The 26807-nt window shown below is 71.7% G+C and carries 23 protein-coding genes; 5 read left to right on the top strand and 18 right to left on the bottom strand.

Features of this window, described 5'->3' with window-relative positions:
• Positions 1-109 precede the first annotated feature (109 nt).
• The 13 genes from MICAU_RS32190 to MICAU_RS33340 all read right to left on the bottom strand — a co-directional run bounded on the left by MICAU_RS32190 (position 110) and on the right by MICAU_RS33340 (position 12203).
• Positions 110-1300 (bottom strand): DUF2637 domain-containing protein, encoded by a 1191-nt coding sequence (locus MICAU_RS32190; RefSeq protein WP_013289178.1) that lies wholly within the window; start codon positions 1298-1300, stop codon positions 110-112.
• A complete protein-coding gene (locus MICAU_RS30350; RefSeq protein ID WP_041799145.1) occupies positions 1297-4656 on the bottom strand; it encodes a BTAD domain-containing putative transcriptional regulator in 3360 nt (1119 codons plus the stop codon). Before MICAU_RS30350 ends, MICAU_RS32190 begins: the two co-directional genes overlap by 4 nt.
• A 29-nt stretch (positions 4657-4685) precedes the next feature.
• On the bottom strand, positions 4686-5132 hold the full coding sequence (locus MICAU_RS30345) for a pilus assembly protein TadG-related protein (protein ID WP_013289177.1): 447 nt from the start codon (positions 5130-5132) through the stop codon (positions 4686-4688).
• Entirely contained in the window at positions 5129-5512 is a 384-nt protein-coding gene (locus tag MICAU_RS30340) for a TadE family protein (protein ID WP_083791351.1), read from the bottom strand. The genes MICAU_RS30345 and MICAU_RS30340 overlap by 4 nt, the downstream gene beginning before the upstream one ends.
• 80 nt (positions 5513-5592) lie before the next feature.
• Positions 5593-6045, bottom strand: coding sequence for a TadE/TadG family type IV pilus assembly protein (locus MICAU_RS30335; RefSeq protein ID WP_013289175.1), 453 nt, complete (start codon positions 6043-6045; stop codon positions 5593-5595).
• 2 nt (positions 6046-6047) lie between these two features.
• Positions 6048-6236 (bottom strand): hypothetical protein, encoded by a 189-nt coding sequence (locus MICAU_RS30330; RefSeq protein ID WP_041799409.1) that lies wholly within the window; start codon positions 6234-6236, stop codon positions 6048-6050.
• A 45-nt stretch (positions 6237-6281) separates the two neighbouring features.
• Positions 6282-7154, bottom strand: coding sequence for a type II secretion system F family protein (locus MICAU_RS30325; RefSeq protein WP_013289173.1), 873 nt, complete (start codon positions 7152-7154; stop codon positions 6282-6284).
• Positions 7154-8002, bottom strand: coding sequence for a type II secretion system F family protein (locus MICAU_RS30320; protein ID WP_013289172.1), 849 nt, complete (start codon positions 8000-8002; stop codon positions 7154-7156). The genes MICAU_RS30325 and MICAU_RS30320 overlap by 1 nt, the downstream gene beginning before the upstream one ends.
• Before the next feature lie 2 nt (positions 8003-8004).
• Positions 8005-9315: a TadA family conjugal transfer-associated ATPase gene (locus MICAU_RS30315; RefSeq protein WP_013289171.1), complete on the bottom strand. Its 1311-nt coding sequence runs from the start codon at positions 9313-9315 to the stop codon at positions 8005-8007.
• Positions 9312-10046 (bottom strand): MinD/ParA family ATP-binding protein, encoded by a 735-nt coding sequence (locus MICAU_RS30310; protein ID WP_013289170.1) that lies wholly within the window; start codon positions 10044-10046, stop codon positions 9312-9314. Before MICAU_RS30310 ends, MICAU_RS30315 begins: the two co-directional genes overlap by 4 nt.
• 20 nt (positions 10047-10066) lie before the next feature.
• Complete coding sequence (locus MICAU_RS30305) at positions 10067-10747, bottom strand: SAF domain-containing protein (RefSeq protein ID WP_013289169.1); 681 nt, start codon at positions 10745-10747, stop codon at positions 10067-10069.
• A complete protein-coding gene (locus tag MICAU_RS30300; protein WP_041799405.1) occupies positions 10744-11607 on the bottom strand; it encodes a hypothetical protein in 864 nt (287 codons plus the stop codon). Before MICAU_RS30300 ends, MICAU_RS30305 begins: the two co-directional genes overlap by 4 nt.
• Positions 11607-12203, bottom strand: a complete 597-nt coding sequence (locus MICAU_RS33340; protein WP_235437502.1) for a hypothetical protein — start codon at positions 12201-12203, stop codon at positions 11607-11609. The genes MICAU_RS30300 and MICAU_RS33340 overlap by 1 nt, the downstream gene beginning before the upstream one ends.
• A gap of 737 nt (positions 12204-12940) precedes the next feature.
• On the opposite strand from MICAU_RS33340, the gene MICAU_RS30290 reads away from it, so the two are divergent.
• The 5 genes from MICAU_RS30290 (at position 12941) to MICAU_RS30270 (ending at position 16696) form a co-directional block, all read left to right on the top strand.
• Complete coding sequence (locus MICAU_RS30290) at positions 12941-13291, top strand: winged helix-turn-helix transcriptional regulator (protein ID WP_013289165.1); 351 nt, start codon at positions 12941-12943, stop codon at positions 13289-13291.
• Between the two features lie 30 nt (positions 13292-13321).
• Positions 13322-14038: a prepilin peptidase gene (locus tag MICAU_RS30285; protein WP_013289164.1), complete on the top strand. Its 717-nt coding sequence runs from the start codon at positions 13322-13324 to the stop codon at positions 14036-14038.
• A 197-nt stretch (positions 14039-14235) separates the two neighbouring features.
• On the top strand, positions 14236-15678 hold the full coding sequence (istA, locus tag MICAU_RS30280; protein ID WP_013289163.1) for an IS21 family transposase: 1443 nt from the start codon (positions 14236-14238) through the stop codon (positions 15676-15678).
• Entirely contained in the window at positions 15675-16436 is a 762-nt protein-coding gene (gene istB, locus MICAU_RS30275; RefSeq protein WP_013289162.1) for an IS21-like element helper ATPase IstB, read from the top strand. Before istA ends, istB begins: the two co-directional genes overlap by 4 nt.
• Positions 16436-16696: a hypothetical protein gene (locus tag MICAU_RS30270; protein ID WP_013289161.1), complete on the top strand. Its 261-nt coding sequence runs from the start codon at positions 16436-16438 to the stop codon at positions 16694-16696. Before istB ends, MICAU_RS30270 begins: the two co-directional genes overlap by 1 nt.
• Positions 16697-16898: 202 nt before the next feature.
• On the opposite strand, the gene MICAU_RS32185 is transcribed toward MICAU_RS30270, so the two are convergent.
• From MICAU_RS32185 to MICAU_RS30250, 5 genes are all read right to left on the bottom strand, one after another.
• Positions 16899-17297 (bottom strand): very short patch repair endonuclease, encoded by a 399-nt coding sequence (locus MICAU_RS32185; protein ID WP_152748281.1) that lies wholly within the window; start codon positions 17295-17297, stop codon positions 16899-16901.
• A 95-nt stretch (positions 17298-17392) separates the two neighbouring features.
• Complete coding sequence (locus MICAU_RS30265) at positions 17393-22270, bottom strand: helicase HerA-like domain-containing protein (protein WP_013289159.1); 4878 nt, start codon at positions 22268-22270, stop codon at positions 17393-17395.
• A complete protein-coding gene (locus tag MICAU_RS30260) occupies positions 22267-23814 on the bottom strand; it encodes a hypothetical protein (RefSeq protein ID WP_013289158.1) in 1548 nt (515 codons plus the stop codon). Before MICAU_RS30260 ends, MICAU_RS30265 begins: the two co-directional genes overlap by 4 nt.
• A complete protein-coding gene (locus MICAU_RS30255; RefSeq protein ID WP_174361753.1) occupies positions 23814-25670 on the bottom strand; it encodes an ATP-binding protein in 1857 nt (618 codons plus the stop codon). The genes MICAU_RS30260 and MICAU_RS30255 overlap by 1 nt, the downstream gene beginning before the upstream one ends.
• 17 nt (positions 25671-25687) lie before the next feature.
• A complete protein-coding gene (locus tag MICAU_RS30250) occupies positions 25688-26803 on the bottom strand; it encodes a DNA cytosine methyltransferase (RefSeq protein WP_200905210.1) in 1116 nt (371 codons plus the stop codon).
• Positions 26804-26807: the final 4 nt, after the last annotated feature.

The following is a 26807-nucleotide window of genomic DNA, read 5'->3' as shown; positions in this document are numbered from 1 at the left end:
TTGAACCCGCTCTCTCGGTTCCACCCCTGAAGCGTGGCACAGCCACTGGGCCGGTAGAAAGATCATTTTCGCGCGCTTGTCAGGGCCTCTGCGGCCGGCTCAGAGGGCGTTACGAGGCTCCAACCTCCTCGGTGACGCGGCTGGTTCCGTGTCCGTTCGCGGTTCGCGGCACGGGTGGCCAGTACCGGCGGACGGTGCGCTCGGACCGGCCGATTCTGGTGGCGATGTCGGCTGGGTGTAGGGACGGGTCCTGGCGGTACCAGTAGGCCACGGCCCCGGCGGTGTCGGGTGGCACCTCTGTGCTGCTTGTGCCGTCGTCCGGGTCGGGGTCATGTCCCTGGCCCTCGAGGGGGTCCGGTTCAATTTCTTGGGCAGCGTCCGGAGTATTGACTCTGTCCTGCTCGCCGGAGTTCTCGACCGGCGCGACTGAAGAGCCGGTGGGGCGGGACCTGCTGCTTCCGGACCGGTCCGTGTCGTGGTGAGAGAGGTCAGTGCCCCGCAACGGCGCCGTGTGCGGCGACGCCGAGGCGTCGTTACCGGTCCGGACAAGGTGAGCGTCCTCGTGGTTCCGTGCCTCGTCCCGCGGGGGCTCAGGTGCAACTTCCTTGGTGTCGCGCGCGTCGGTCGGCGAGTGCCCGGTGGCGTCCGCATTCGAACGCTCGCCCTCGTCGCCGCGGATCGCAGCCTGCGGCCTGTCCGTCGGCGATACGTCGAAGCCTCGGGCCTGCCGCGCTTGGGGCGGCCCTGATGCGGGGGCCGGTGCCTTCAGGCTCGGGGGTTCGGCCGTTGGGAACGGCGTCTCCGTTGGCGTGGTGGCGGGTTGCTGGCCATCGCCCCGACTGACGGAGGGGGAGTGGATCCGGCCCGCGATCTCGACCAGGCTGATACTGGCCACGACGACCAGCCCGTCGACGGAGATGGGCAGGAGGTAGGAGGCGGCGGCGTCGGTTTCGCCATACCGGGCGGCAACGCCGACCATGTGCCAGTAACTCACCCAGGCGGCGATGCCGGCGATGACGGCGGCGGCGATCAGCCGCGCGGCGGCCAGGCCGCGGCGGTACGCGGGTACGCGGGAGATGAGTTCCACGGTCAGCAGCAGCGCCAGCGGCGGCCACGCGGCGATGACCTGGCTGATGAGGTTCGGCCGGGCGTGTAGGACGTTCGCCGCGATCGACGCGGCGACGCCGAGGGCGAGCACCGCCCGCACGGCCCACCGCAGCCGGGTCAGGTGCCGGAGGTCGGCCTCTGTTATCTCCGGGGTACGGGCGGAGGTGTGCCGGGGTAGCAGTGTGGCGGTCACGCGGCGGCTCCGTCACCGGGCCGGGGCGCCGGCCGCAGGTCGGGCCGGCGGCCGGGGCGCTGCACCTGGGCGACCAACTCGTCGGCCAGGGCGATGGTGTCATCGCTGGGTTCGGCGTCGATCTCGCCGAGGGCGCGGGTGAGAGAACGGCGCAGGCTGCGGATCGCGTCGAGGTGCCCGAGCGCGGCGCGGGCCCGCATCGCCTGCTGGTACAGCTCTTCCGCGTACGGGTTGTGGCCGATCGCGGCGTCGAGGACGGTGAGCTGCTCGGCGGGGTTGTTGGCGAGGGCGTCGGCGAGGGCGAGGTAGGCGTCGAGTGCCTGCTGCCGGACGGCTTCGCGGTAGGGCTCGATCCATTCGTAGTCGGCGCCGTCGGCCAGGTGTCCGCGGTAGGTGTCGACCGCGCGGCGTAGCGCGGCGAGGCGCTCGGTTGGGTCGGTGGCCTGGTTGGCGTCGCGGATCGCGGCGCGCATGCGCCACAGGTCCACGTCGACGGCGTCGCGGTTGAGGACGTACCGCTGGTGGGGGTGGGTGAGGTAGGTGCCGCGTCCTGCGGTGCGGCGCATGATGGTGCGCAGGTCGGACACGTAGGTGTAGAGCCGGCCGGGTGCTTTGTTGGCGGGGGCGTCGGGGAGCAGGTCGTCGAGGATCGCCTCGGCGGAGGCGTCGCCGTCGTGCACGGCCAGGTAGACGAGCACTTCGAGGGATTTCTTGCGCAGCGTCGGCCCGGGCGGCACGTCGACGATCGCGGCGGTGCCCAGGACGGAGACCTGCACCCTCCCGTGGCTGGTCTCCTGGCTTTTCTCGGCCGCGCCGTCGGTGTCCGGTTCCTCCACGGCGGGCGGGGGCGCACCGTCGCGGGCAGTGTCCGCGCCGCCGGCATGGGCGTCGGTGGGCGGAGCTGCCTGGGTGGCCGGGGCGGTCTCGCTGCTGGCGCTGCCCGCTGTTGCTGTCGGGGCGGCGGGCACGGGCTCGGGGCCGGATGCCGGCAGGTGGTCACCCTCGCGGACGGGGACGTCGGCTGGCGCCGGCTCGGTGTCGGGAGAAGGTTGCGCATCGGGTGCGGCGGTCGTGGCCTGGGCGGTGGTGACGGGTTCGATCGGGGCGGGAGCCTGCGGCTGGCCGGTGTGGGATTCGGCGAGGGTGACGAGCAGGTCGCTGGTCTCGGACGGGGTGAGGACGGCCAGTCGGCCGATGTCGGCCGGGTGGCCACCGTGGCGGGAGCCTTTCCCTTGGGCGCGGCTGGTGGTGCCGTCTTCGGCGACGACGACGGTGTCGCCGTCGGGCCATGCGCCCAGCAGCACGCCGTGGATGTCAAGGCGCTGGCCCTGGGCGAGGAGCGCGGCGATACGGGTGCGCTGGTGGCGGGTGTCGGCGTCGGCCAGCAGCAGGACTGGCGGCATCGGCTCCCCGGTCGGGTCCGCCGCGCGGGCCTCGGCGGCGGTGTCGACCTCGTGGGCGTAGGCGATGCGGCTGCGGTGCAGGGTCTGCGCCTCGAGCAGGTCGAGTGCCTCGTCCAGGCCACCGGTGACGGTCAGCCGCGGGGTGCGGGGCAGCGCGACGGCACCGGCGCCGAGCAGCGTCGCCGCGGTCGCTGATGGCATGACCAGCCAGGTGCGGTCTTCTGGTGCGTCGAGGCCCCCGGCGGCCAGGGCGGCGGCCATGAACCCGCGGGCGGCGGCCTCCGCGCCGGGACCGGTGAGCCCCAGGCCGGCAGGCGGCCAGACCGCGGCGAGCGGGTGCGCCAGTGACGGCACCACCGGGCGGAGCGCAGTGTCGTCTCCTGCGCGCGGGTCCGCGGCAGGCGCCGGCTTTTCGTGGTGGTCCTCGTCGTCGAGACCGGCGTCGTCGAGGGCGCCGTTCTGGTCGTGCCGCCCGGCGATCTCCGGACGGTCGTCGTCGAGCAGGTCGGCGTCCTGATCGGAGGTGTCAGGGCTGTCCGGTACGGAGGCGTTGTCGTCCGCTTCGGTGCCGTCGGGGTCGGTGAACAGCCCGAGGTCGTCGTCCGGACCTTCGTAGCCGGCCGGATCGGTGGGGGCCGTGGTGGCGTGGCGCAGGCGGCGGCGGATCTGGTTCACCACGGGCGGCATGGGCGCCACGTCGGGGTCGTCCAGGCGCAGGTCGGCCGACACGGGCCGGCGGGTGTAGCGGCGGTGGCGGTGGGCCCAGACGAGGGCGACGGCCGCGAGGATCGCGGCGACGAGCCCGGCGTCGAGCCAGCTGCCGGTGCCGAGTGAGACACCGGGTGACGCCTTCGTTCGCGGCCCGGGTGTTTGCTGCCCGTCGACCGAAGGGCTGGGCGTCGTCGAGGCTCCGAAGGCCGACGGCCGCTCAGCGGGCGAGGCGGAGACCGGTTGCGAGGGGACGTGCACTACGCCGTCGTCACCGTCGTGCGGTGCCCGGGTGGTGGAGCCTGGCGACGGGCTCACGGACGGCGCGTCGGGTGGCGGCTGGGTGGGTTGGCTCGGTGGTGTCGGCGCGGGCGCGGCGGTGCCGGGTGTCGGCTGTTCGGGGCCTGCCGCTGGGGGGTCGGCGGGTGGCGGGGTCCGGGGTGTGCCGACGGGTGGTGTGGCGTCGTCGGGCAGTTCCAGGGTCCAGCCGGGATAGATCAGGTTCGGGTTGGTGAGGGTGCCGCCGATGTCGCGGAAGTGGGTGCCCCGGTTGAGGGCGAAGATCTCCGGCCACCGGTTGGCGTCGCCGAGCCACTGCTGGGCGATCTTCGACAGGGTGTCCCCGCGCCGCACTTCACAGGTGTAGGTCTGCCCGGATGACACGAGCGTCACGTGGCCAGCTACCAGCCGGGCCGGCACCGGATCCCCCATGTCCGCCAGGGCGGACGTCGATGCGGCTGTCTGCCAGGTCTCCGTGTGGTGCCCATCCGTGCTCACCAGCCGCACGGTGCTGCTGGGCACGGTGGTTGCCGGGGCCGTAGCGGTGGCGCTGGTGTGGGCCGTTGTCGCTTGTGCTGGCTGGGTGAGGGTCGGTGCGGCCTGGGCGGCGGTGGCGAGGACGCCGCCGGTGATGGCGGCGACCAGGATGGCGGCGAGCCCGCGGGCCGGGGCGATCGCGCGGGGTTGCGGCAGGCGGATGCCCGTGACGGTTTCGGCGACCTCGGCGATCAGCGACCAGATGAACGCCGCCCACGCCACCCAGAGCAGGCACACGATGGCATTGCCGAGCATGGTGTCGGTCAGCGGTGAGGTGAGGGCCGTGGCGATGTCCTGCCAGGTAGGAACCTGGCGAGGTAGTGGCCAGCCGACGTATCGGATGAGCGCGTACGGCACGCCAGCGGTGAGCAGCACCAGGAACCCGAGTCCGGCCAGCCGGCGGGCCGTGGCGGCGAGGAATGCGAACACTGGAGCTCCCGGTCGTGCGAGATGCCTGGTCAGGACGGGGCGGTGACGCCGGTCAGGGGATTGGCGGTCGCGGTCGCGGACACCGGCAGGGCGGTGATCCCGACGAGGTGCAGCAACTGCGTCTGTCGGGTGCCGCTGATGGTGACGGTGACGGCGGTGGGGGTGGCGGACGCGGTGACCTGCCCGTCGACGCCGGCTTGCTGGGCGAAGCTCCGCGCGGCTGCGGCAGCCTGGGCGGGCTGGAGCTGGACGGCGCCGGTGGCCCTATAGGTGGCGAGGTCGATCTCGCGGGCGCCTGCCCGGGCGGCGCCCTGTGCGACGTCGAGGAGCCGCACCTTGTCCGACATGCCCAGGCCCAGGTCGAGCACCAGGCCGGCGAGGATGAGGACGAGAACGACGCCGAAGATTGTCCACGGGGTGATCTGGCCGCGGTCGTCGTGGCGGGCCTGCCGCAGGCGGGTACGCAGCCGGTTCATGGCGCCGTTGTCCCGCGGTAGGTGTCGAGGGGCTGGTGGGAGATGCCGCGGATGGTGATGGTGCCGGGCAGGCCGAGGCCGTAGAGGTCTTCGAGGCGGACGGTGCACGCCACGGTGGCGCTGACCTGCCCGCCGGGGACGAACGCGCCGGCGTCGACGGTGACGTTGGACGGCTGGCAGGTGAAGGCCCGCCCAGCCAGGGTCGCGGAGGCGCCGTCGGCACCTGCGGCGCGGGCCTCGCCGGGGGTGCGGGCGAGGGACGCCTGGCGGGCCGCGGCGGCGGCGGCGGAGTTGACGTCGATGGCGGCCGAGGCCAGGCGCAGGCACGCCACCACCGCGAGGGCGGCCAGGACCATCAGCGGTACGTAGCTCAGCGCCATCTCGACGCTGACCGAACCGCGGTCTCCCCGCAGCCGAGGCGCCCGGCGGCGTGGGTGTCGGCTGCGGCGCTGCTCGCGGGTCACGTCGAGTCTCCTTCCACTCCAGGCGGCGAGGGGGCCAGCGACAGGGTCGAGGGGCGGAAACGCTCGACCGGGGCGCTGGCCTGGGTGCTGACCTGCAGGCGCAGGAACGGCACGACGGCGGGCACCCGGCCGGCTACGGCCACGGTGGCGGTGTCGGCGGTGCGGGTGACCGACACGCGCGGGTCGACGACGACCTGCCCGGCGACCTGGTCGAGGACGGTTGCGGCGTCGGCGCGGCCGGCGGCGGCGGTGCCGCCGGACACCCTGGTGGTCTGCAGGGCGTGGTTCGCGGCGTGCTGGACGCCGAGTTGGGCCAGGGCCCACAGGGCGAACTGCACGCCGACGAGGACAAGCAGGAACAGCAGGGGCGCGTAGAGGACCACCTCGGTGGTGACCGACCCGCGGTCACCACCGAGCCGGCGTCGGCTGCCTCGTCGCGTGCGGTGCATGGCTAGAGGTTGATTCCGGTGATCTTGGTGATGATCTTGCCCTGGAAGATGGCGTAGACGGCCAGGACGAGGGTGACGAGCAGGGCGATCCACATGACCTTTTCGGTGGTCTCGCTGCCCCGGTCGCCGGAGTCGCGCAGCCGGCGGGCCCGGTCGGTGAGAGTGAGGTGTGCCAGGGTCAGCAGGGCCATCAGCTTGCTGGGGTGCACGGCGTTTCTCCTTCTGGTGTGTCGGGGTCAGAAGCTGTCGACGGCGGTGACAGCCGGGTAGAGGAGGAACAGCATGTAGGCGGCGGCCAGGAGCATGACCGGCATGGACATGCGTTCTGTGGCGGAGTTGGCTCTGGCCTCCAGGGCGGCGGCCTGGTGGGCGCGCAGGGTGGCGGCGCGGATGGTGAGGGAGTCGCGGATGCGGGCGCCTTCGGTGCCGGCGAGGCTCATCGTCGCGGCGAGTTCCTGCAGTTCGACGACGCCGGTGTCCTCGCCGAGCTGGCCGAGGGCCTGCCAGGGCGGGATGCGCAGCAGCCGGGCGGTGGCCACGGCACGGTTCAGGCGTCCGGCGGCCCAGCCGTGGGTGTCGGCGCAGGCGTCGTCGAGGGCTTGTTCGAGTCCGGCGCCGCCGGCGAGGGAGATGACGACGAGGTCGAGCACGGCGGACAGGGCGTAGCGCAGCTCGTCGCGGCGCCGCTGCGCCTCGGCGTGCACGGTGGTCTCGGCGAGCCACCAGCCGCCGGCCGCGCCAGCAAGCGACGCCCACAGCGGCATGCCGGCGGCGAAGCTGACCCCGCCGGAGGCGAGGACGGACATCGCGACCGGGGGCAGCAGCAGGCCGGCGAGGACCGCGAGGGCCTGGTCGGCCAGGTGGGTGGCGGTCGGCCGTCCGAGTACGGCGAGGTCGGTGCGCATCCGCTGCCGGGGCAGGCCGAGGGCGCGCAGGGGCGCGGCGAGCAGCCGGGTCCTGGCCCCCACTGGTTCTTCCGGGGCAGTCGGGGTGCGGCGCAGGGCGTCGAGGGCCTGGGCGAGGCTGGGGCGGGCGGGATGCAGGCCGGTGCCGGCCAGGACGAGGCCGAGCCCGGCGATGACGCCGCACGCCACCACGAAAGCGGCCATCACGCCACCTGCCCGGGCTGGTCGGCCGAGAGCACCCGTGGTGGTTGCGGGACGCGGGAGGCGCGGGCCAGCCACCAGAACCCGCCGGCGAACACCGCGCCGACGACAAGGAGCACGAGCTGCCCGGTGACGCTGCGGTACGGGGCGAGGAACCCGCGGTTGAGCAGGATCAGCCCGGCGACCATCGCCACCGACGTGCCGGTGATGACCCGGGCGGCCGTGCGGGTCGCGGCCCGTTTGGTGGCCACCCGCATCCGGATGCCGGCGAGCTCGCGGGCGGTGGCGGCGAGGCTGGTCAGGCACTGGGACAGTTGCCCGCCGTGGTAGCCGGCGGCCTGAGTCAGGGCGCGCACGACGAGGTCAGCGGTGGGGTCGGCGAGGTCGGCGGCGAACGCGCGCAGCGCGTCGGGCAGCCGTGCTCCGCCGCGCACCGCCCCCGCGAGGGCCTGCACCTGGGGGCGGATGGGCTGGGGGGTGACAGGGGCGGTGGCGGTGATGGCCTGCTCCAGGCCGGCGGCCGAGGACAGGGTGTCGCGCAGCAGCTCGGCCCAGGTGGCGATCGCCTCGATCCGGGCGATCGCGCGGGTGTGCTCCCGGTCGGGTCCGAGGACGCGGGGCAGCGCCCACACCGCGGCGGCGGTCAGCAGCGCCGCGACCGGCCAACGGGTCGCCGCCGCGGCGGCGAATCCAGCGACGATGGCCGCGAGGAGCCGGGTACGGTCGGCCGACGTCCACCGTTGCCGTGTCCGGGTGGTCGGGGTGCCGGGTGGGCGGCGGCGTAGCCCGTCGGCGACGAGGATCAGGCCGGCGGCGCAGCCCAGGCCGAGCAGGATCGGCAGCAGGTCCATGCTCACCACCGGTCCCGGACGAGGAGGTTCGGGTTGAGGCCGGCGGCGGTGAGCTCGTCGAGGGTGTCGGCGCGGATCGGCGCGGCGGGGACGGCCCGCCGGTCGGGGCCGGGGCGGTAGATCTCGTTGGAGGGGACCTGGGTGCCGTCGGTCTCCAGGACCTGGCGGATGGAGGACACCACCCGGGTGCCGTCGGTGGCGACGTCCAGGTGCACGACGAAGTCGACGGCCTGGCCGATGAGCACGTTCGCCGCGTCGAAGGTCAACTTCTCCGGCGCCTGCATGACGTACATGGCCAGCCGGGTCAGCGCCTGCTTGCTGGAGGAGGCGTGCAGGGTGCACATGCTGCCGTCGTTGCCCTGCGACATGGCCAGGAGCATGGGTACGGCCTCGGCGCCGCGGGTCTCGCCGACGATGACCCGGTCCGGGCGCATCCGCAGGCCCCAGCGCACCATCGTGGACATGTCGATGCCGCCGACGCCTTCGAGGTTGGGTTCGCGCTGCTGCAGGGCGGTGGTGTTCGGGTGGGCGTCGGTGTCCTCGTCGAGGCCGAGTTCGTAGGCGTCCTCGACGGTGACGATCCGCTCGTGCGGGCTGATCGCGCCGGCGGCGGCGCGCAGCATGGTGGTCTTGCCGACGCCGACGCCTCCGCAGATCACGATGTTCTTGCGCGCCCGCACCAGCGCCCGGATGAGTTCCCCCAACCCCACCGTGATCTCCCCGCGGTGCAGCAGGTCGTCCAGGGTCACCCGGTGCAGGGTGTTGCGGCGGATCGACAGCGAGGGGCGTTTCGCTACCGCCATCACGGCGAATAGGCGTTGCCCGCCGGGCAGCCGCAGCGACAGGCCGGGGGAACCGCGGTCGAAGCGGCGCTCCTCCTGCCCGCTGCGCGCCGCCGCGATCCGCACGAGGTCGATCAGGTCGTCGTCGGAGGCGGCGACCGGCGGCACTCGCTGCACCTGCCCGTCGGTGGTGCGGATCCACACGTTGTCGCAGCCGTTGGCGAAGATGTCCTCCACCCGCGGGTCGTCGATCAACCGTTGCAGGCCGCCCAGGCCGGTGAAGCTGTCCCGCAACGCCCGCGCCAGGGCCGCCTCGGCCTGCGGAGTGAGCGGCACACGGCCGGCGGAGATGTCCTCGCGGGCGTGGACGACGAGTTCCTCGGCGATGTATCCCGCGATCACCGCGTGCCGCTCGCCGTCGGGAAGCTGCGCGCCGTGCGCGGCTAGGCGGTCGCTCACCCGGGCCCGCAGCCGCGCCACCACCTCCGGCGGCGCCGCGGACGTGCCGCCGTTCAGCGTCGGGGCGGTCACCGCACGACCTCCAGCGCCGCACCGGCGGGCCGCCCGCCGGCCGCGACGGACGCGGCGAGGGCGCGCAAAGCTTGGGCGAGGCGGGTACGTGTCCACGCCCGCCCCGTCATCCGCCCGGCGAGGACGCCCGCGCCCCACCGGTCGGCGGGCAGCTGCGCCCACACCGGGACACCGAGGCGCCCGCTGATCTCCGCCGGGGTGTAGGCGGACCTGCCGCAGACCGCCAGCCCGACACCACCCGGCCGCGCCGCGGCACGCAGCGCCGGCAGCCGGGTGTCCAGGTGGTCCAGGTACTCAGTCGACCCCGAGGTGACCAGCACGACCGCGTCAGCGGAGCGCAACAGGCCCCACGCGGGGCTGTTGGCGTAGAGGCGACCCGCGTCGGCGACCACTACCGGCGCCAACCGCGCGACCGCCTCGGCCTGGCCGGCGAGGACCGACACCGCCCCCGCAGCGGTCTCGGCCGCACCCGGCCCGACGAGGACGTGCAAACCCAACGGCACCTGCTGCACATACGGCGCCGCCCCACCGGCGTGCCCGCCGTGCCGGGCCGCCGCCGCCAGGGACGCCAGCCCCGGCTCCTGCGCCAGCCCGAACCGCGCCGCGACCACCCCACCACCGGGATCAGCCTCCACCAGCAACGCCGGACGCTCCGGCCACAACGCCGCCATCCCCAACGCGGCCGTCGACGCACCCGGCGCGCCGGACACCGACGCCACCACCACCAACATCTCCCGCACCTCCTCACGTCTCACTGGGACGGGCCGAGCTGCACCAGCGACACGTCCCCCGGAGCCGCCGCGACCGCTTCCGCCGCATCCGCGGCGAGCAGCACCGTCACCAACTGCGTGCCCACCTGGTCCGCTCCCGCCGCCACGGACACGACCGTGGCCACCGCCCGGCGCACACCGCTGTTCTGCTGCGGCGCCTGCTGCCCGCCCCCCGCAGGCGGGGCGACCAGCACCACCACCCGCGACCCAGCCGTCAGGCTCGTCGGGGCCCGGCCCGGCTTGACCGGCACCGCAATCACCGCCTGCCCCGCCGCAGGCCACGCCGCCGGCCCGACCTGCCCCGACACCAGCAGGCTCCCTGCCACCAACGGCACCGCCGCCGAACGGCCAACGATCCCGCCGCGCCGCTCGGCCGGGACCAGGTCCAGGCCGGACGGGTTCGCCACCCGCACCACCCGCACATCGACGTCGGTGATGACCTGACCCGCAGGCACGTCCCGCGCGACGGCGAGGAACTGCTCGTCGGCGTGCCGGCGCAGATCCACCTGCCAAAACGTCACCACCGTCGCCAGGACCAGCAGCACCCCGGCGACCACACGCCGCCCGCTGCGCCGCCCCACCCGCCGCATACCGGTGGACACCGGCGGCAGATCCGCAGCGGCGATGCTCCCCGGCCGGGGACGGTCCGTCGTGACGCTCACCGGACACCTCCGACGATCGCCTGGGACTCCGCCACCCGCACGGACACCGTCGAGGTCGTCGTGAGCGGAGCGAGAGTGCCCCCACTACCGGCACCAGACCAGGTGACCGACCACGTCACCGTCGCCCGCAGCCGGAACGCCGCCCCCGCCGCGACAGCGGACGAGGAGGTGTAGGTGTGCCCGCACGGCGACGACGCCCGCGGATCGGTGCCCGGCTTCCACGGCTTACCCGGACCAGTGCACGTCAGGTCGTCGCTGCCGTCGCCGAAGGACCACACCACCCGGGTCGGCGTCGCGGTCGCGGTCACCGACACCCCAGGCACCGACGCCGTCGCCGACCGGGCACCCCACGTCGCTGGGTCCACCCATAGCCAAACCGGCACCTGCACTAGCACGAACGGCGCCGTGGCGGGATTCGTGCGAATCTGCGGCGAGGGCAGGCGCAGCCGAGAACGCGCCGTCTGCGCCAACGCCGTCAGATTTACCGTCGGCGCCTGGTCCAGCCACACCGGCACCTCCTGCGACCCCAACCCGTTGGCTACGCAAGTCCGCGAATACCAACCGCCCTCTGGGCCCTTGCCCGGCGGAGGCGGGAGACCCACGTCGACCGGCGCCCAGTAGCAGCCGTCGCCACCGCCGCCGCCCGAGCCGTCGTCACCGGACCCGCCGCCCTGGTTGCCGCCGGTGGAGCCGCCAGACCCGCCGGGGGTGCCGGCGCTGATCTCGCATTCGGGAGCTGACGGGTTCTGGGTGCAGCTGACCCCGCCGATGCCACCGTCAGCACGTGCTGCCAGGCTTCCAGTCATCAGTACGATCGCTGCCGAGACCGCAGCGGTCAGGAGTTGGGCGGTGCGACGCATCAGCACGACCCCACGTCCTGGACACCGAAGCTGGTGACCTTCCAGCCGCCGGCCTCGAGGTCCGTGACCGTTGCCCGCGCGCTCCGCCGGCCCCCGGGCACGTCGTTGATCGGCTTGCCCGCCAGGTTGTAGACCAGGAAGGCGCTGTCGTCGATGCAGTCGGTGACGGTCACCGTTGCCGGTGAGGCGTTGAGCGCGACGTCGGTGGCCTGAGGGTCTAGGACGTACTTGCCCTTGAGTACCTGCTTCTTGCTCCGGTAGGTGGCCAGCCCGTTTCGCAACGTTTTCAGCGCGCCGTCGCTGGCGAACCTGCTGAGGTCGGGCTCGTCGGGGTTTGCGGTAAGACCGGCCTTCGCGTACGCGGCCCACATACCGCGGTACACGCCCAGCGCGGCGCCTTCGGCCGAGCCACGCGGATCCTGGCTGGGTGTGGAAACACTGACCGAGGTAGTGGGAGAAGGTTCTTGCCCGGTGTTTCCGGCGTCGCACGCTCCCGCTCCGGCCACCAGGCACAGGGCTGCCGCCGAGCCCGCCAGGCGCAAGCGGCGGCCTCGCGCTCGAACGGTGGAAGTTGGCTGTCTGTTACGGATCGTCATCTGCCGCCCTGCCTCCTGACGGTTCCTGGCCACAGCGAAGCGGGCCCACCCCGCTGTCGTGGAAGTTGCACGCACGGATGCCTGAACCCACCTCTACACCCGGCCCCTACGGTTACCGCAACGTGCTTACCTTCCGGTGATTACCGTCAGGTGCTCACCTCGAGGTCACCGATAATGCGAGTCTTTCGACGCAATCCGACCAGCCGGTGTCGGATTCGCGACACTATGCCCGCAGGGATCGAAGGCCTTAGAATCCTCAGAAAATCTCAAGGGAGCGCGCATTATGAGCCGCACCGCCGAGGGTCCTCAGCCCGCCGACCTTGCTGCGGAGCTCGCCCGTCGGCCCATAGCCATCGCGGCTCTCGTGACGTTGCGTGACCGCGCTGCTGCCACTGTCGGCGACCTCGGTGGTGTGGACGAGGCCTCCCGCGAGGCGCTGCGGGCCGACCTATGCTGGCTCGCGGCGACCGGACTTCTGCGGCGGGAACCGCACGGCAGCTGGGACGTGGTTGCCACCACGGGCGCCTATCGCCTGTCCACTATGGGGAACGCTCTGGCGGACGCCCTGAATGCGCTCGCGGAGGGCTGCCGCTACCTTGCCGGCGCACCAGCTACCCAACGACGTGACTCGTTGCCTCGATGATCTCCATCTGACTCAACGTGGATTCGTTGTTCACGTAGAGCAGTCGATCCCCTAGACTCGTCCTCTGGCCGACCTTGACGGGGAGGGGAGGCGGATGGACGACGACCTTCACGTCGTGCACGAAGCGATCAGGCTGTGCGCCCAGCGGTGGACCCTGGAGATCCTCACGGCACTCGGTCAACGGCCGATGCGATTCTCGGAGCTGCTGCGCGAGATCCAACCGGCGCCGAGCTCGAAATCGCTCAACGATGCCCTGCGCCGCCTGCGCGACGGTGGCCTGGTGCACCACTCCGACGACGCGGGTGCCGGAACCTACTCCCTGACCGCCGCCGGCACCCACCTCCTGCCGTTGCTCTCATCGTTCATGCGCGAGATGCGCCGCTGGTCGGACACCTATCGCGACGGCTATGCCCAACCAACCGGTGCGGACGCGGGAGCGGCGTAGGCCCATCTCGCCCCACAATGGCGACGGCCGATGAATCCCACGGTGCTGGGGCTGGCGCTCTTCGGCGGCGCCCTCGCCGGCTTGGCGCTGCCGCACGTGTACATCTGGCTGGTGGCCAAGCCGCAGGCCAGCATGGACCTACCACCGTCCCGGGCGGGCGTAAGCGGCACCTCGGCACCCCGCTGCGTGCCCGTCAGGAGCGCGCTCATGCTGGTGGCCGTCTCGGAGTTGTGTGGCACCGGGCTGGCTGTTGCCTCCGCCGGCCTGGCCTGGATGCTGCGCGACATCCCCGGCGGACTGCCTCTGCTGGCGGTATGGCTGGTAGTGATGCACACCGGCATGCTTCTAGCCGCCGTCGACGTCGCGGTCCGCAGGCTGCCCACCCCCGCGATCAGCGCCGCCGCCATAGCCGTCGGCGTCGTGCTGGCCAGCCAGGCAGCGACCACGAGCCAGGCCCACACGTTGGTCACCGCCGTGCTCGCCGCGGCGACGCTCGGCGGCCTGTACCTGACTTTGGTCATTGTGGCGGGCAGCGGGATGGGTCTGGGTGACGTGCGGCTGGCCGCGCTGCTCGGCGCGGCGCTAGGCGCTGCCGGCTGGCCGGCGGTGTTCCTCGGCGGCCTGCTGCCCTTCCTGCTCGCCGTTCCCGAAGCACTGGCGCGCCTGGCGCTGCGCCGCGCGCACACCATCGCCTTCGGCCCCTATCTGGTCGGCGGGGCACTGATAGCAGCCATGGTCAGCAGCTGATCACGACCGATGCAGCGTGTGTTGCGCGTGCTCCGTACGTAGAGAGCGGGCCGCCGGCGCCATGACGATGGCAAGTGTGTCGGGGTACGGCCTGGAGTGCAGAGCTAGGTACAGCTGATCTTGCAGAGGTGCGCACTGTTTGTCCGTCGCCTGCGGGTGACTGAGGGTGAGGCTGCTCGGGTCGTGATCGGACCGGCGTGGGGCGGCTGGCGGTGGGGGCGTTGGATGAGCAGCGGTGGCTGGATGTGCGTCGGTTCCGGGCGTTGCACGAGGCTGGTGCGAGTGTTTCGGAGATCGCTCGTGAGACGGGCCTGAACTGGCGGACGGTGAAGAAGTACCTGGCTGCTGGTGGCGGCGAGGTGGTGCCGCCGGTTCGGGCGCGGCCGGCTCGTGGGCAGTTGATCGATGTGTTCGCGCACGTGGTCGATGCGTGGTTGCGGGCGGAGTTGCTGCTCAAGGGCACGGTGATCCATGAACGACTGGTTGAGCAGTACGGGTTCACCGGTAACTACCAGCGGGTGAAGTTGTATCTGCAGCAGGCCCGGCCGCGGATCGCGGCGGAGTTGGGGATCAGCCCTGATCAGCTGGCCGGGCTGCATCGTCGGTTCGAGGTCGTTCCGGGTGCGCAGGCGCAGGTGGACTGGGGCGACGAGGGCGGCATCCTGGCCCATGTCGGGATCCCGAAGGTGTACTCGTTTCACATGGTGCTGTCGTACTCGCGGGATCCGTTCTGCTGTTTCACCACCAGCCAGGATCTGGCCGCGTTCTGGGAGTGTCACCGGCGGGCGTTCGCGCACTTCGGCGGGGTTCCCGGGGTGATCGTCTACGACCGGACCAAGACCGTGGTCCGTCGGCACGTCGCCCCGGGCCTGGCGGTGCCGCTGCACCCGGAAGCGGTCGCGTTCGCCGGGCACTACGACTTCGACATCGATGTGTTGGCCGCCTATCGGCCGACCGGCAAAGGGCGGGTCGAACGGCAGGTCACCATCGTCCGTGATCATGTCCTGGCGGGGCGGGCGTTCTCCTCGCTGGCCGAGCTCGACGCCACGTTCGTGGCCTGGGTTCGGCAGCGGCGGGCCGTGCGGCATCGCACCCATGGCGAGATCATCGGCGTGCGGGCGGTCCGTGACCACGCCGCGCTGCGACCGATCCCGGCCAGGGCGTATGTGGTCGCCGACCGGCATCTGCGGCACGTCGGCAAGGACTGCCTGGTCGCCTACGCCGGCAACCTCTACTCCGTGCCGGCCCGACGGGTCCGCCACCGCCAACTCGTGGAGATTCGGGCGACCGCCGCCACGATCACCATCCACGCCACCGTGCCCGGCCTGGACGGCACCACGCTGCTGGCCACGCACCAGCGGGCCGTGGGCCGCGGCGCCCGCGTGGTCGACGAGAGCCACTGGGACGGTCTGCCCGACGGACACACCCGTGCCGTCACCACCGGCGACCCCGCCGGCGGGCAGCCGGCCGCACGCCGATCGGCCCGCCTCGACGGGGGCCAGGGACCGCTGCAAGCCCTGCTCAACCGGGCCGCTGCCGCTCAGGTCGCCGTCGAGGCCCGGCCGCTGTCGGTCTATGAGCAGATCGCTGCGGCCAGCCCGTTCACCAACCGCCCACACCTGAAGGACGTCTCGAAGTGAGTGAGCTGGTCACCAACCGCATCCACGCCAGCGCCACCAAACTCGGCCTGCCTCACCTGGCCAAGACGCTGCGGGAACTCACCGGCCGGGCCGACACCGAGGCCATGGGCTACCTGGAGTTCCTCGACCTCGTCCTGGAAGAGGAACTCGCCGTCCGCGACGAACGCCGCTTCCGCGCCGGGCTACGCCTGTCGAAGCTGCCGCACCACAAGACCCTCGACGACTACGACTTCAGCTTCCAACCCGACCTGGACCCCCGTAAGGTCCGTGACCTCGCCACCCTCGCATTCGTGCAGGCCAAAGCCAACGTCGCTCTCCTCGGCCCACCCGGCGTCGGCAAGACCCACATCGCGGTGTCCCTCGCGGTCGCCGCCTGCCGAGCCGGATTCACCGTCTACTTCACCACCCTCGACGACATGGTCCGCCACCTCACCGCCGCCGACGCGATCGGCCGGCTGGCCCGGAAGCTGCAGACCTACCTACGCCCCACCGTCCTGGTCATCGACGAGGTGGGCTACCAGCCCCTCGAACGCCCCGAGGCCAACCTCGTCTTCCAAGTCATCTCGAAACGCTACGAGAAGGGCTCCACCCTGCTGACCTCGAACAAAGGCTTCGGCGAATGGGGTCAAGTCTTCGGCGACGAGGTCCTGGCCACCGCCATCCTCGACCGGCTCCTGCACCACTGCGACGTCGTCCCGATCAACGGCCCCAGCTACCGACTCAAGAACCGCCTCACCGCCATCGAGAACGTCGCCTGATGCCCACCCCGGCCATCCCGGACGACCCCGCGGCCACCAGCGACACCCACCACGGCGACCTGCTGCAACTCCTGCTCCAGATCTGCGAGGACTTCCTCGCCCGCGCCACTGCGGCGACCCACCACGAGGTCGACACCCTCCTACGCGCCCGCGGCATCACCGGCGGACCCGGATGGCTGATCGACATGCTCGGCCTCACCCGCCTGCGCCTGCAAGACACAACTCACCGTGACGAACAGGGCGCCCACCACGACACCTGACCTCTGCAAGATCAGCCGTACTCACCTCTGCACTCCAACGAGTACCCCGACACAAGTGCGCGGTGTTGGCCATGGCGGAGCCAAAGCTCTTCCTATCACTGTCCTGCGGCGGCGTCGCTGTGTGACAGTCTCGTCCTGTCCCGCTTGGGCGGTGCTCGAAGCGGTGCCGTATCGGCTCACCTACGTCAGCTAGGAGACCGGGCTAAGACTGGCGGCTGCCCCACCGTCGCCGCTTGTGCACGCTGCTGGCGATCCGCTCGGCGGCTTCCCGAGGGTCCTCGTGCTCCCACACGCGGATGACAAGCCAGCCGTCGTTAGTGAGGAGACCGTCGGTGGCGGTGTCGCGGGCCTGGTTCCGTGCGACTTTTCCCGACCAGTAGTCGGTGTTGGTCTTGGTTTTCCTGCTTCCGTGCTGTGGGCACCCGTGCCAGAAGCATCCATCGACGAAGACGGCGACTCGGGCTGGGCCGAAGACGATGTCAGCGCGACGACGGAGCGATCGTGTGGGTGCGACGTCGACTCGGTAGCGCAGTCCGGCGGCGTGCAGCAGGCGTCGTATCGCAAGCTCGGGCTGGGTGTCGCGAGTCCGCTGCCGCTGCATGCGGCCGCGCACCCCTGGGCTGCTTGCCCAGGAGTACGCGGCCGTGTCGTTCCGGGGCGTCCGGTTCGCGGTGGCAGGGCGCCCTTGGTGCTTCTTCATTGCCCGGTTGCGGCCTCCTCGCCGGGAAGTCCGAGTTCGCGGCGGTCGCGGTATGCCTGGGCCATGCGCAGCAGCCGGGGCTTGGTCCCGCCGAAGCTGACCAGGGCTTCTCCCTTGCCCAGGGTCCGAATCTGCTCGGCCAGGCGCGAGTCGTTCGGGTTGAGCTTTCGGGCGGCTGCGGCCGCGACCGTGGCGTCCGGAAGGCGGAAGCACACCTTGGTCTGGGCGTTGGTGGCGACCACGTCGGGCAGGTCCCCCGGCTGCTGAGTGGCGAGCACGACGCCGAGGCCCTTCGAGCGGCCTTCGCGGATCATGGTGTCGATGGCCTTGAAGGCCGCGACTCGGTGGGCTTCGTCGACTACGGTGACGTACCGGACGGAGTTCGGTACGGGCGGCAGGGACTGCACTCGCAGCAACAGGGCTGACAGGATGAATCCGGCGGCTAGGACGGTAGTTTGGCCGTTGCCGGGGATCCGGCTCAGCCCGAAGACGACGTTGTGGTCGATGACTTCCCCGAGGGGAGGCCCGTCGCGGAACAGTTCGTTGTGGGTCAGGTCGCCGATCACTCCGGACAGGTCAGCGTCGAGTTCGTCGTCGAGGAGCCGGAGCGTCGGCCACCGTCCTTCTGCCCGCCCGACGGCGTAGGCACTGCGCAGTGCCTTCTCCAGCTTCGCCCGCTGCCTTACGCCCATTCTGGTGAACGACTTAGTGGCGACTTCGACGGTGTCGCGCAGTTCGATGACGGCGGTGTTGACCGCGCGTTCACTGAACTCCCCCAAGGCGAGCGGGTTGTACGGCGCGCCGTCGTTCCACAGGTCGAGGAATTTCGCGCCGGCCAGGTGGGGGAAGCCGGTCTCGTCGCTGTAGTCGTTCTTGAAGTCGGCGATGCCGAACTTGCTCCCGCTGTGGTGGGCGAGCTGCGCGAGCAGGCTCATTGTGAACTGCGTCTTGCCCATACCCGAGCTGCCCCACACCTCCACGTGGCCGTTCTGGAGCACGCCCTGCTCGGGGCCGGCCGGGTGCCAGCGCACCTCCTCGCCCGTGGTGGCGTCCCAGCCCAAGACCGGGGCGCGGAACGGCACCGGTTCCGTGGCGGACGTAGTCGGCTGCGTGTGCCTGCGCGGCTCCTCGGTCGCGCTCGGCTCGGAGGTGCGGGCCTGCTGCGGCTCAGTACCCTGAGGGTTCGGCGGCGCGGCCGTCTCGTTTGGCGAGGGCCGGGCAGGCTCGGGGACGTCAGCGTCCCGGGTTGTGTCGGCCGGCGGCTGCGCCTGTTCTGCGGGCTTGGCCTCCGGTCTGCGCCGCGTCCGTCCGCCCTTGAGAGGCGGGCGCTCGGCTTCGACGGTCCTCAGGTCCGTGATGCGCACCTGCGCGGCTTCGAGCAGCAGGTCCTCGGTGAGTTTGATGCTGTGCAGCACCACCGGGACGATGTCGCTGGCCACCTTGTTCGGGTAGTGCCGGTGGAACTCCTCCACCTTGGGGCCGAAGACCAGGCCGACGCCCGCCCACTCCAGGGTCCCCGTGCCGGTTCGGAACGCCTCGAGCGCCGCCAGTTCTTCGGCGTCGAGCTTGAAGCGCGACTCCCGTGCCACCGAGTAGGCGGCCTCCGCGATGCGGTTGAGCCACAGGCGGCTGTGGATGGACCCGGGCTCGGGGTAGGCGGCCCACCTAGTGGCCGCGAGCGTCTGGTTGAGCTGGTCGAGTGCACCGGCAGCGGCGTCGGTTTCGTCGCTGCGCCTGGCCTTCACCTCGATGGCCGCGACGTGGACCCCTTCCTCGGAGGGGTCGAGTGCGATTGCGAGTAGGTCGGCGCGGCGGCTGGGGAACCAGTGCCGGTACTCGTCGAGGCTGACGAGCAGGACGCGGCACCCCGGCGGCAGAGGCCAGGGGGTGGTCGTGCGGGCGAGCAGCGAGAATGCCACGACGTGGCCGACGAGTTCATTGATGCCCGTGCCGCTGGTGGCGGCCTCGAGGGCCAGGATGCCGTAGCCCTGGCTCGCAACCTTGCGGAGGTCAGTTCCTACGTTGAAGGCGACGTCCCGGTCGGCGACGATGTTGGCTGCGCGCAGGCTGCGGCCGATGGCGCGGTCTGCCGGGCCGCCCGACTTCTGGCTTAGCACCAGCGACAGCGGGCTGTCGCCACCGAGTCGGCGCTCCTGGTGCAGGATGGCGATGCGGTGGGCGCCGAGGGCCTGCTCGAGGCTGTCGCGGGTGGCGTAGCGGTCGAGGGTGGCTACCCAGAGCGCGAGGTCGTGGACCTCCCGAAGCTGCTCGGCGATGTCCATGGCCCCGGTGCGGACCTCCGGCACCGGGATCTTCTCGCCTTCCTCCGGCCAGGATTCGTCCACAGCCGCCTGCAGCTTCAACCACGTGATGCCGGCACGCGTCGTAGCGGGCGGCATCAGCAGCATGCGCCGCTCCTTCCCAGGCCGCTGCGAGGTCCGGGGAGCGAAGAGCACTTCGGAGTCCTCCCGCGGTGCGGGCACTTCGGGGAACTCGATCTGCAGCCGGTTTCCGCCGTCGCTGATTCCGGTCACCAGCGCGAGGTGCACCGCCGGGTTCGGCGAACCCGGCTGCTGCAGGACCTCGCGGGCCCGGGCGAGGCTGTCGAGGTAGCGCAGCTCCAGCACGTCGCGGCTGTCGCGCAGCTCTTCATCCGCGCGTGCGAGGGTCTGCCAGTGCGGCCTGTCGGTCGGCTCCTCCCCGACGCAGAACACCTCGACCTTGGCGACGGTGCCGCGGCCGGTCTTGCGGCCGATGAGCTTGACTGCCTGCGAGACGAGCAGGTCGGCGGCGCCGGGTCCGTAGGCCAGGCAGCGCAGGTGCCCGGCGGCCTCAGGCTGCAGCGAAAGCAGCCGGACCACGACCGAGGTCAGCGCCGCGCCGGCGTAGCCGCTTTCGTCGCGGGTGTTGGCCCCGCCGTAGAGGCTCCAGAGCCGCCCTTCGCTGGTGGGCAGCATGGCTTTGTCCCGCAGGCGTGCGCGAACGTGGGCGGGGTGGTGCGAGGCTGTCGTGCGGGCGATTCCAGCGGCCGTCGCGGCGACAGGCTTGTCGTCGCTTGCGTCGGCCGCGTCGAGCAGGGACCACAGCGCGTCGAGGTACTGGGCGAGCCACTCGGCCTTCAGTGGCGCGAAGCCGGTGAGAGCCACGCAGTGGGCTGGGCCCTCGACCGCCCCCGCCAGCGAGAGTGCCTCTGCCACCTCGGCCTCCGCGCCGGGTGCCTTGTCGTTGCCGGCGGCAGCCCAGCTGGTAGCCCACCTGCGCAGGGGCTGAGGGCTGAGCCCTTCCTGCAGCGACAGCTGCGCAAGCTCGCGCAGCTCGTGCGCGAGCGGCTTCAGTTCATTCGAAACGGGCTGCGGGCTCGGTGCCTCGTTGCTGCAAAACGACGAGAGGGTCGGCTCGTCGGCCGCCGCCAGGGTGAGGGCGGTCTCCTCAGCGAATAGCAGCGCGGCGCGCAGCAGTGCGGCGTCGTCGAGGTCGGGCCGCCAGTCGACTTGGACGGTGCTGCCGTCGGCGGCGTGGAGCCGCAGCTGCAACAGCGCGAGTTCCCCCGAGGCGAGGTCAGCGTCGTGGAAGGACGCCTCGACGGTCTTGTCGGTGTCGGCCGGCTGGAGGAGGAGGCCGTCAACTTCGACGCCCCGGCTTTCGAGCCGGCGCATCAACCCGCCCAGCCGCAGCCGCGCGCAGCCGAGGGTGATGCACCGCACCGCGCCGCTGCGGTTCGGCTTCGCGTTTTCTGCCGACGGCTTCGGGCTGAGGAGGCTGATGCGCTTCAGCGGACCGCCGAGCTGCTGCACCGCCTTGATCAGGGCGCTCTCGGGGCAGGACGGGTTGCTGCCGCTGATGGCCTTGTCGCGCAGCAGCTTCTCGAGCTTGATCCTGGTCGGCCTGTCGAAGATGCCGTGGGCTTGGGCTTCGTCGAGGTCGAGCAAGTCCCGCGCGGCGTCTCGCTGCTGAGCGGAGCGGCGGAGTTCCTCTGCCCGCGAGTGGTACCTAGGCCAGGGCAGCAGCGCAACCCGCTCGTCCTCGTGCCGCCGCTGGTAGTCGGCCAGCGCCTGCAGCGCGACGTCGGCGAGGTCCTTGGTGCGCTGTTCGAGGATCTCGCGTGCCTCGTCGAACTCCAGCTCCTGGAGCAGCTGCTCGCTGCCGGACTGCAGCATCGTCATCACGGCCGCCGCGGCGGCGTTCGCCTCCGCCGGCTCGTTGCGCAGCCTGGGCCGTCGACCGAGGACCGTCTCGGCGCGCCGGCGAATTTCCGTGTAGGCGCTGGGCCGCAGGACGTCGTCGCTGGTGCGGCGGGCGGCGAGGGCGAGGTTGTCGCCGATGCGGTCGGCGTCGACCCTCTCGCCGGTGGCGGTGTCGGCGAAGGCGCCCAGGGCGGGCAGGCTCTTCAGGGGGTCTTCGCCGGCAGCGACCAGGTCGAAATATGCCGCTACCTGCGCGGCGCTCGGCTTGTGGGCGATGCCCACCCGGGCGATAGCCTCCCGCACCGCTCGCACCGGGCCGTCGAGGCTGGCGGCCGGTTCTTGGCGGGCAATCGTGAGCAGGCCTTCGGGGGAGTCCAGGAGCACGCCGGGCGACACGTTCTCGAACAGGTTGAGGCCGCTGCGGTCCGGGACCTGCAGACCTTCGCACAGGACCAGCACGATGCCCTGCGGGTAGCGGTTGCGCAGTCCCGTCCCGGAGCCCGACAGCGCGTGGGCGCCGAAGCGGCGGGGGCAGTCGGACACTACGGCCAACGGCGGGAGCGCCTCGCTCCACGCCGCCGCCATGCCCAGAGCGAGGCTGGTCGGGACACCCTCGACTAGGACGAACTTGGAGCTTCCGCTCAGGTTTCTGATGTGTGCGGCCAGTGCGCCGCCGAGCCGCTGACTCACATCGACCGCCTCTGCGCGCGCTCGCCGACCACGGTGGTCCGGTCGGACAAGCTCAGCGCCAGTCCCGCCTCGCTCATGAGCCTCTCGGCCCGGCGGGCGTTGCGCTCGAGGCCGGCCCCGTCGACCTGGCCGCGCAGGCTCGTCGACGCCGCCGACTCTTGGTTGATCACCAGTCCCCACTCCTGCCGCACTGCGGCGAAGAACTCGTTGCTGGGCATCGGCATCCGGCTCGACAGCGCGCCCACGAGGGCGGCCAGCAAGTCCGGCGTAGCTGTCAGGTAGCGGTAGCGGGTCCCAGCAACGAGCCCCACCGACTCCAGCAAAACCCGGAACCCGTCCTCAGCCCGGCCGTAGTTCGCGCTCTCCACCGACGTGCGCGCCAGCCGCAGGTACTCGTCGTCCGAGCTGCGGGCGGTCAGCTTGGTGAGCTGGTGCAGCAGCCCGTCGGGGCCCTTCTCTCCGTCGAGCTTGTTGCGCCGGTTCTCGAACTCGTCGGCCCACACGACGGTCTTTCTCTCCACCAGCTGGCGCATGATGCGGGCGACCGTGGAGATCGTCGCCTCGTTGAGCCGGATCCGGGCCCGCCGGTACGACTCTTCCGACCGCTGCCGGACCCGGTCCTGCGACCGCGGCCCCCCGCCGAAGCTCAGCAGGAGGAAGCGGTCTTCCTCGGGTGTCGAGGTGGCGTCCCAGGCGACCCTCAGGGCGTGTACCGCCAGGTCCAGCGCGAGGATGGTGCGCAGCTGCCAGAGCTTGGCCGGCCCGCTGGCGCTGCCCTGGCACATCACCCCCTCGGCGTGACGGCACAGGCTGGCCGCGAGCGGCTGCAGCAGCTCGTCCTCGCCCCGCTCCCAAGCTGCCTTCTCGTCCTCTTCGGTGTCCGGCGTCTTGGTGGTGAACGGCACGTCGGTCTGCAGTGCCGATTCCAGGCGGCGGCTGATATCCGCCAGCGGACTCGGCCCCGTCAGGGCCTCTCGGATGGCGGAGACAGCGCGCGCCCCCTGCTCGGCCGCCTTCGGGTCGGTCGGCGCGAGGAGCAGGCGGGCGAGGGTGATCCCGCTGCCGCGCATGTACACCTTGCGCACTGTCCAGTCGGGTCGGCTCGGCGCCTTGCGCGCGTCGTACCACAGCAGCGACTCGTGGAACGGCCTCAGCAGCCACGCCCCCGGCTGGCCGCGCTGCGTGTCAGGGTCGACGAGCCCCTGCAGGGCGCTTTGGGCCAGCGCCAGGTTGGCGCTGTTGCGGACATCGGAACCCGACGCGAGCAGCTTGCCGTACAGGTTCGGCGTCATGTTGTCCTCGCCCGCGCGCCCCTCCCGGCCCGCCAGGAAGTTGGTGGCGAGCGCCAAGCTGCGCAGGGCGAACCGCTGTCGCTTGGGGCTGCGCAGCTCGTCGCTGCTGGCCGGGGCGCGGTAGCGGTTCTGGGCGAGGGTGAGCAGGGTCTCCGCGCACAGCTGCGGAGCCCGCTCGTCGCGGTCGGGGTCCAAGCCGAACAGCACCTGTGCGACCCGGCCGGGGGTGAGATTCCGGTTGTCGAGGAGCACTACGCCCTCCGAGAGGTCGCGAAGTACGGCAGGTTGACCTTCACCAGTGCCGGCGGGTCGGAGTCGGGATCGGCGACGCGGATGGCGTCGCCGGCGGCCTCCGCCGAGGCAAGCCGGCTGTAGAAGCCGCGCAGGTCGTTCATCTCGGCGACGCCCTGGCCGACGGGTCCCTGGAAGTCGGCGGCCTCGCGGATGGCCTCGTACATCTTCGGGCGGATCCGCAGCGACAAGTCGTCGCGGCCGTCCACGACCAGCTCTACGTCGACGTGGTCGACATCCAGCAGCCGCTCCACGAGCCCGCGGTCGGGCACCCGCACAGACAGCCGCTCCAGCGGGACGAGTCCGTACACCAGCGACGGCCTCGCCGGCCGGAAGGAACCGGGGTCGCGGGCGAACAGGCAGGCGGGGTCTGGCACGACGAGCCCTTCGTGGGGGCTGGAGAACCCGGTGACGAGGAAGTTCAGGCCGCGCACCACTTCCGAGACTTCGATGACGACGTCCTCGCTGCGGGCGGCCTTCTGCGCCAAGCGCACGAGGTCGGCGACGTAGCGGTATCCCAGCAGCCGCCTCGACGCGACGTCGGCGCCGCCCAGCGCTTGGCTGGCCTCGAAATAGAGGCGCTGGCGCCACAGCACCTGGGCGGGCGCGTTGCTGTCCCGGTCGCCGGAGACGAGCGCGTCCAACCCGTCGTCTACCTTCGTCGGGTCTTCGCTGGTGCTGACGAGCTCACCCAGGTGGTGGAACGTCATGGTCCCCTGCTTGGTGCGCACCCGGTCCTGCGGCGAGCGGCTCCCAGCCAGGGCGAGGCTGCCGTCGGGCCCGTCCTCGACCAGCGAAGGATCGCCGGCGAGCAGCCGAACCACGTCGGGCGCTCCGGTGGTGTCCCGCAGCCAGCCGTCGATCTCCAGGTCGCTGACGTGCCCCAGCTGGGCAGTGCGCATCCCCGCCATCAGCGGCGAGCGCTCGATGGCGTCGAGGGTCAGGCCTCCGCCCACGACGCGGGTGAAGTACCCGTCGGTGGCGGTGAAGGCGGCCCTTTCCATGTCCCGCGTTGCTGTCTTGACGTGCTTGCACGTCCGGTCGCCGACGACGGCCCAGGCGAGCACCGAGAGGACTTCCCGGATTGTCGGCACCGCTTCGCCGGCGCCGAGGCGGACCAGGGTCCGTAGCTGCTCGCGCACCTGCGGGTCCCGCAGCGCTTCGGCGTTGCTGCGCATGGGGCAGCTGCCGAGGTCGAACGGGCAGCCGGCGCAGCCGGACCACAGATCTTCGCGCACGAGGAAGTCGAGCAGGGCGTCCCACAGCCCAGGCGCGGTCGGGCGCTGGCGGTTGACGTTGACCACTACCAGCTTGCCGACCTCAGCTGCCCCGCTGCGCAGCGCCTGGTCGAGGGCTGTGGCGAGGTCTTCGTGGTCGAGGATGTCGAGCGCGTCGCGCAGGACGCCCTCGTTCGCGCACACCAGATACTGGCCGGACCCTGCTGCCAGGCCCGTGAGGACCGCCTGCAGCGTCGAACGCCGCGCCGCGTCGTCCGGAAGCCCCGAGAGGTCCTTGACCACCCAGCGGCCCGAGGCGACCTCGCGCAGGTCGTCGCCTTCGGGAAGGTCGCCCCCGACAGCGCGGGAGTACGTCTCCGCCACTGCGGTCTTGCCCGTGCCGGCGTTGCCGGTCAACACCACGGCCCCAGCCTGCCCGGACTCGGCCCACGCGGCGACGTACTGAGCCAAGCGGGTGGGAACATCTGCGCCGAGCGCCTCGCCGAGGCGCTGGAAGTGTTCGCGGTAGGCGCCGGCCTGGTCGGCGCTAAACACCGACAGCGACCGCAAGGCGGCGACAGCGGGCAGTTCGTCCGACACTTCTCGGGGGTCTTTCACTAGCCGGCTGCCTTCCTCTCGGCTTGGCGCTCAGGTTGGGTGGTGCGTCCTGCCAGCCGGCGTAGAGCGTTCAGCTCGGCTGCCCTGCGGGTCGGCACGCCTGCTGACAGCAGCACCTGAGTCAGCGCGTCGACGATCTCCTTCGCTGCCGGAGGCGGGACAGCGTTGCCGATCTGCCGGCGGACGCGAGCGTACGCCGATGCCCGGTTGCGCACCGTCCCGTACTCGAAGACGAAGTCGTCGGGAAAGCCCTGCAGCCGCGCCTTCTCGCGGTTGCTCAGCCGCCGCGGCTCGACGTGGTGGTAGCCGTGCGTGCCGCCGCCGCCGCCCGCGATCATGGTGTAGGCCGGCTTGTCCGGGTCCAGCCGCCGGTAGACGTGGCTGATCAGCCCCTTGACCGCCGACGGGTGCCCCTCGGGGATGACGCCGTAGTTCGCCCCGGGCGGGATGAGCTCGAGGCGCTTGACTACCTCGGGTCCGTCGAGCCCGCGCTCGTGGTTCGGCGCGTCGTCCGGGATGGGACTTGTGTCGAGTGCGTCGGCGACTGTTACGTGCCGCCCGGCGTAGGGCTCCGGGATGATCGGCGGCCGAACCTTCAGATCTCGGCGCACCCCGACGACGATCAGGCGCTCGCGGTGCTGCGGGACGCCCAGGTCTGCCATATCGATGACCTGGGCCGACAGGTCGTACCGCACACCCGGCCCGTTCCTCGGGCCGCTCACGAAGCTCGACGGCGACCGCAGAGCGTGCCGGACGAGGGTCCACGCAGCCCCGTGGTTGGCGGAGAGGAGGCCCGGCACGTTCTCGAGCACGAAGGCTGCCGGACGCAGCCCGTCCAGGAACCGCGCGACATGGCGGAACAGGTTGCCTCGCGCGGTCTTCAGGCCGTCGTGGTTCCAAAGGGTGGAGTAGTCCTGGCACGGCGGCCCGGCGAGCAGGATGTCGCAGGGCACGTCTGGCACGTCGAGCTCGGCGATATCTTCGGCAACGATGTGCCGCCCGAGGTTGCGCCGATACGTCTCGACGGCCCACGGCTCGATGTCGTTTGCCCAGACGACGCCCACACGCTTGGTCTGCTCCGCGCCGAGGTCCATACCGCCGCAGCCGGAGAACATGGAA

The sequence above is a fragment of the Micromonospora aurantiaca ATCC 27029 genome (assembly GCF_000145235.1).
In the GTDB taxonomy this organism is placed as follows: Bacteria; Actinomycetota; Actinomycetes; order Mycobacteriales; family Micromonosporaceae; genus Micromonospora; species Micromonospora aurantiaca.
The sequence above is the reverse complement of the archived record's forward strand: the minus strand, read 5'-3'. Positions and strand labels throughout refer to the sequence as shown.

Bases quoted from the DNA above. Each gene is read 5' to 3' on its own strand.
- MICAU_RS30285 (WP_013289164.1), top strand. From the start codon at position 13,322: ATGAATCCCACGGTGCTGGGGCTGGCGCTCTTCGGCGGCGCCCTCGCC.
- MICAU_RS30310 (WP_013289170.1), bottom strand. From the start codon at position 10,046: ATGTTGGTGGTGGTGGCGTCGGTGTCCGGCGCGCCGGGTGCGTCGACG.
- MICAU_RS30330 (WP_041799409.1), bottom strand. From the start codon at position 6,236: ATGGCCCTGCTGACCCTGGCACACCTCACTCTCACCGACCGGGCCCGC.
- MICAU_RS30320 (WP_013289172.1), bottom strand. From the start codon at position 8,002: ATGGACCTGCTGCCGATCCTGCTCGGCCTGGGCTGCGCCGCCGGCCTG.
- MICAU_RS30325 (WP_013289173.1), bottom strand. From the start codon at position 7,154: ATGGCCGCTTTCGTGGTGGCGTGCGGCGTCATCGCCGGGCTCGGCCTC.
- MICAU_RS32185 (WP_152748281.1), bottom strand. From the start codon at position 17,297: ATGCAGCGGCAGCGGACTCGCGACACCCAGCCCGAGCTTGCGATACGA.
- MICAU_RS30345 (WP_013289177.1), bottom strand. From the start codon at position 5,132: ATGAACCGGCTGCGTACCCGCCTGCGGCAGGCCCGCCACGACGACCGC.
- MICAU_RS30340 (WP_083791351.1), bottom strand. From the start codon at position 5,512: ATGGCGCTGAGCTACGTACCGCTGATGGTCCTGGCCGCCCTCGCGGTG.
- MICAU_RS30300 (WP_041799405.1), bottom strand. From the start codon at position 11,607: ATGCGTCGCACCGCCCAACTCCTGACCGCTGCGGTCTCGGCAGCGATC.
- MICAU_RS30335 (WP_013289175.1), bottom strand. From the start codon at position 6,045: ATGCACCGCACGCGACGAGGCAGCCGACGCCGGCTCGGTGGTGACCGC.
- MICAU_RS30290 (WP_013289165.1), top strand. From the start codon at position 12,941: ATGGACGACGACCTTCACGTCGTGCACGAAGCGATCAGGCTGTGCGCC.
- MICAU_RS33340 (WP_235437502.1), bottom strand. From the start codon at position 12,203: ATGACGATCCGTAACAGACAGCCAACTTCCACCGTTCGAGCGCGAGGC.
- MICAU_RS30250 (WP_200905210.1), bottom strand. From the start codon at position 26,803: ATGTTCTCCGGCTGCGGCGGTATGGACCTCGGCGCGGAGCAGACCAAG.
- MICAU_RS30270 (WP_013289161.1), top strand. From the start codon at position 16,436: ATGCCCACCCCGGCCATCCCGGACGACCCCGCGGCCACCAGCGACACC.